Origin of the sequence: Streptomyces sp. NPDC086519, assembly GCF_040686075.1 — a bacterium.
Lineage (GTDB): Bacteria > Actinomycetota > Actinomycetes > Streptomycetales > Streptomycetaceae > Streptomyces > Streptomyces shenzhenensis.
The window spans coordinates 1-4,951 of sequence record NZ_JBFBJL010000141.1; the positions used below are offsets into that span (position 1 = coordinate 1).

Consider the following 4,951-nt stretch of genomic DNA (forward strand, 5'->3'; position numbering starts at 1 on the left):
GGGGTGGCTGTTCGCCGGGAACCAGGTCATCGCGCCCTGCGGCTCCCCGGCGACGAACGCGCCGTCGTCGGTGCGGATCCAGCCGTCGGCCGAGCGTCCGGGAACAGCTACCGGGGCTTTCTGTGGAACCAGCTGTCGGCCGAGGGGCACGCCCTGGACTTCGTCGGCTCGGGCCGCAACGGCACCATGTCCGACCCGGACAACGAAGGCCACTCCGGCTGGCGGATCGACCAGATAGCCGGCATCGCGGACTCCGTGCTGGCCGCTTACCGCCCCAACGTGGTCACCTTGGAGATCGGCACCAACGACCTGAACGGCAACTACCAGGTCCCGACCGCCCCGGACCGGCTCCGCGCGCTCATCGACCAGATCACCCGCGACGCCCCCGACGCGACCGTCCTCGTCGGCACAGTGATCGTCTCCACGAGCGGCACCGAGGAGGCCAACCGGCCCGCGTTCAACGCCCGGCTTCCCGGAATCGTCCAGGCCGAGCAGGCCGCGGGCAAGCACGTACGCCTGGTTGACATGAGCGCGCTGAACAGCGCGGACCTGTCCGACGCCCTGCACCCCAACGACAACGGCTACCGCAAGATGGCGGACGCCTTCAACGCGGGGGTGCAGGCCGCGGACGCGGCAGGCTGGATCGGGCCGCCGGTTTCGGCGGGCGGTCAGGTCCGCTCCGGAATCGCCGGGAAGTGCCTGGACGTGAGCGGCGGCAGCAGCGTCAACGGAACCGCCGCGGACATCGCGGCCTGCAACGGCTCGGACGCGCAATCGTGGTCCGCGCACACCGACGGCACCCTGCGGGCGCTCGGCAAGTGCCTCGACGCAACCGGCCGCGGCACCGCCAACGGAACCGGGATCGAGATCTGGGACTGCAACGGCGGCGGCAACCAGCAGTGGCAGGCGTACAACGGCGGTTACCGCAACCCGGCCTCCGGCCGCTGTCTCGACGACCCCGGCTCGTCCGCCACCGACGGAACGCAACTGGTGCTCTGGGACTGCAACGGCGGTGCCAACCAGCAGTGGACCGCGCTGACGGCCACCTCGGCTCCCTGACCCTGTTCGACCACGGCACCGACTCGGACTCGGTGTCTCCCACCCCCCACACACAAGGAGAAGGATTCGTCATGTCCTGGCTCAACGAAGAGCCCAGTCTCCGCAAGGCCCTGACCCTGGCCGCCGGCCTGACGGCGGGCACGGTTCTGGCCCTGGCCGGCCCGGCGAACCTCGCCGCCCATGCCGCCTCCGGCACGCTGGGCGCGGCAGCGGCCGGCAGCGGCCGCTATTTCGGCACGGCCGTGGCCGCCGGGAAGCTCGGCGACTCGACGTACGCCACGATTCTCGACCGGGAATTCAACATGATCACCCCGGAGAACGAGATGAAGTGGGACACCACCGAACCCTCCCGCGGCAACTTCAACTTCGGGCCCGCCGACCAGATCGTCAGCCACGCCACCGCGCACGGGCAGCGGATGCGCGGTCACACCCTGGTCTGGCACTCCCAACTGCCGGGCTGGGTCAGCTCGATCACGGACGCGAACACCCTGCGCAGTGTGATGGACAATCACATCACCTCGGAGATGACCCACTTCAAGGGCAAGATCTACGCCTGGGACGTGGTCAACGAGGCGTTCGCCGACGGCGGCAGCGGCCAGCACCGCAGTTCGGTCTTCCAGAACGTGCTCGGCAACGGCTTCATCGAGGAGGCGTTCCGCACCGCCCGGGCCGCGGACCCCTCCGCCAAGCTCTGCTACAACGACTACAACATCGAGAACTGGTCCGACGCCAAGACGCAGGGCGTCTACAACATGGTGCGCGACTTCAAGTCCCGCGGCGTGCCCATCGACTGCGTCGGCTTCCAGTCCCACTTCGGCACCGGGGGCCCGCCGGCCAGTTTCCAGACCACGCTGTCGAACTTCGCCGCGCTCGGCGTCGACGTACAGATCACCGAGCTGGACATCGCGCAGGCGCCGGCGACGGCGTACGCCAATACGGTGAGCGCCTGCATGAACGTCGCCCGCTGCACCGGCATCACGGTGTGGGGGATCAGGGACAGCGACTCGTGGCGGACGGGGGAGAACCCGCTGCTGTTCGACAACAGCGGCAACAAGAAGCCGGCCTACGACGCGGTCCTGTCCGCCCTGGGCGGAGGTACGGGGAACTCGGGGGGCATCGTCTCCGGGACGGTGTACTCGCTGACCGACGTGGCCGCGGGCCGGGTGCTGGACGTCCCCGGCGGGCAGTCGGCGAACGGCACGTCCTTGCAGGTCTGGGACGCCAACGGCGGTGCCAACCAGCAGTGGCGGGCGAGTCAGAACAGTGACGGTTCGTACACCCTGACCAACGTCGGCAGCGGGCGGGTTCTGGACGAGCCGGGCGGCCAGACGGGCAACGGGACGCGGATGGAGATCTGGGACGCCAACGGCGGTGCGAACCAGCACTGGCGGGCGAGCCAGAACAGCGACGGCTCGTACACCCTGACCAACGCCGCCTCCGGCCGGGCGCTGGAAGTCGCGGCCGGGCAGACCGCCAACGGCAGCCCCGTCCAGGTCTGGGACGCAGGCGGCGGCTCCAACCAGCACTGGAACCTCCGGTGAGACGGCCCGCGCCCGGCGCGCGCTCCTGATCCCCTGACGAACACCCGCGCCCGGCAAGGCGGTCATCGCCGGACGCGGGTTCGGGATGCCCTGGTACCGGCCAGCCAGGGTCAATACATGGGATGGATGGGGCTCCGGATCGCCAAGGCAGGTCTATTGACAGGGGGCTTGTCCTGTGGAATCTCTATGAGACGTGGGATGTCTGAGGGCTCCCTGTGGGTGCTCCAGGGAACCCTGACGGGAGCGGTCGACGCCCCTGAACCGCTTCGGACAGGCACGGCACCCTCCGTCCCCCTCCCCGCATATCAGAGGACACAGGATGCAGCCCCCATCCGCTCCGCAGTCCCGCAGTCCGTATCGCACGATCACCGGCGGCCGCGGCTGCGGCCGTGTGCGCGAGGGCACTGCCGGCCATGCTGCCGGCGATCGCGCCGACCTGGTGGGGGCCCGCACCGGCGGCACCCGCCGTACGCCCCGCGTGGCCGCACACGGCACGGCGCGGGCGCGCTACGCCTCGGCCGGCTACCGGCGAATTCCGCAGCTTCCCCAACTCGCCCCAGGAGTCGACTACTTATGCCCACGACCACCACAAGAACCATGCGATTGCCGTCCCTGCCGCCCCTGCGCAGGACCCTGGCGCTCGCCTTCTCGGCCGTGCTGCTCACCGCGGCCGCCCCTCTGCTCGCCCTCGGCACGGCGCAGCCCGCCGCCGCGCTCGGCAACGGGCTCGCACTGACCCCGCAGATGGGCTTCAACGACTGGAACGCCTACGGCTGCGGCGTCTCCGAGTCGCTGATCAAGTCCACCGCCCAGGCGATGCACACCAACGGCATGCAGGCGGCGGGCTACTCGTACGTCAACATCGACGACTGCTGGATGACCCACAGCCGCGACTCCGGGGGCCACCTGGTCCCGGACCCGGCCAAGTTCCCCGACGGCATCAAGGGCACCGCCGACTACGTGCACTCGCTGGGTCTGAAGCTGGGGATCTACGAGGACGCGGGCACCGCGACCTGCGCGGGGTATCCGGGCAGCCTGGGGCACGAGACCACGGACGCGCAGTCGTTCGCGTCGTGGGGCGTGGACTACCTGAAGTACGACAACTGCAACAACACCGGGGCACCGGCGCAGACCCGGTACACCGCGATGCGGGACGCGCTGGCGGCCACCGGGCGGCCGATCCTGTTCAGCCTGTGCAACTGGGGCCAGGAGAACGTGTGGACCTGGGGCGCCGGCGTGGGCAACAGCTGGCGCACCACCGGGGACATCAACGCGAGCTTCTCCAGCATGCTGTCGATCTTCCACAGCAACGTCGGACTGGCCTCCTACGCCGGACCCGGCCACTGGAACGACCCCGACATGCTGGAGGTCGGCAACGGCTCGATGACGGCCACCGAGAGCCGCAGCGAGTTCAGCCTCTGGGCGGAGATGGCCGCACCGCTGATCGCGGGCACCAACATCCCCTCGGCCGGCGCGGACACCTTGGCCACGCTGACCAACTCCCGGGTGATCGCCGTCGACCAGGACTCCCTGGGCAGGCAGGGCACCATGGTGGCGTCCTCCGGCGGCCTGGACGTGCTGGCCAAGCCGCTCGCGGGCGGGGACGTGTCGGTGGCGCTGTTCAACGAGACGGGCTCCACGGCGACCATCACCACCACCGCGGCCGCGATCGGGAAGACCGGGGCCTCCTCCTACACCCTGACCGACCTGTGGTCGGGGGCGTCCTCCACCACCTCGGGCACCATCAGCGCCTCCGTGCCGGCGCACGGCACGGTGATGTACCGCGTCGCGGGCGGCACCAGCAGCGGTGGCGGCACCAGCGTGACCGGTGAACTGCACGCGGTGGGCGCCGGCAAGTGCCTGGACGTACCGAACTCGAGCACCACCGCCGGCACCCAGGTGGAGATCTGGAGCTGCAACGGCGGCACCAACCAGACGTGGACGCACTCCACGTCCAACCAGCTCACCGTCTACTCCGGCAGCGGCCAGATGTGCCTGGACGCCTACAACAACCAGACCACCGCCGGGACGAAGGTGGAGATCTGGTCGTGCAACGGCCAGGCCAACCAGCAGTGGACGCTGAACTCCGACGGCACGATCACCGGCGTCCAGTCCGGCCTGTGCCTGGACGTCACCGGAGGGTCCACCGCCGACGGAGCCCTCGCCGAGCTGTGGACCTGCAACGGCAGCAGCAACCAGCAGTGGACGCTGGGATGACTCGCCTCTCCCCGCGCCCACCGGCAGCTGCGGTGGGGGCGGGCCGCGGGGCCCCCCCCCCCCCGGCCGCCCGTAGCCGCGGGACCAACCCACACCCCGCGACGGGGGTGGCCGGCGGGCGGCCGGGGGGCCCC

Annotated in this window: 3 protein-coding genes; all 3 read left to right on the forward strand. The window is 70.4% G+C overall.

Annotated features, from left to right (window positions below):
• Positions 1–120 precede the first annotated feature (120 nt).
• The 3 genes from AB0P24_RS47505 (at position 121) to AB0P24_RS47515 (ending at position 4,817) form a co-directional block, all read left to right on the forward strand.
• On the forward strand, positions 121–1,059 hold the full coding sequence (locus AB0P24_RS47505; RefSeq protein ID WP_365805669.1) for a ricin-type beta-trefoil lectin domain protein: 939 nt from the start codon (positions 121–123) through the stop codon (positions 1,057–1,059).
• A gap of 71 nt (positions 1,060–1,130) precedes the next feature.
• Entirely contained in the window at positions 1,131–2,600 is a 1,470-nt protein-coding gene (locus AB0P24_RS47510; protein ID WP_365805665.1) for an endo-1,4-beta-xylanase, read from the forward strand.
• A 597-nt stretch (positions 2,601–3,197) separates the two neighbouring features.
• Complete coding sequence (locus tag AB0P24_RS47515; protein ID WP_365805667.1) at positions 3,198–4,817, forward strand: ricin-type beta-trefoil lectin domain protein; 1,620 nt, start codon at positions 3,198–3,200, stop codon at positions 4,815–4,817.
• Positions 4,818–4,951: the final 134 nt, after the last annotated feature.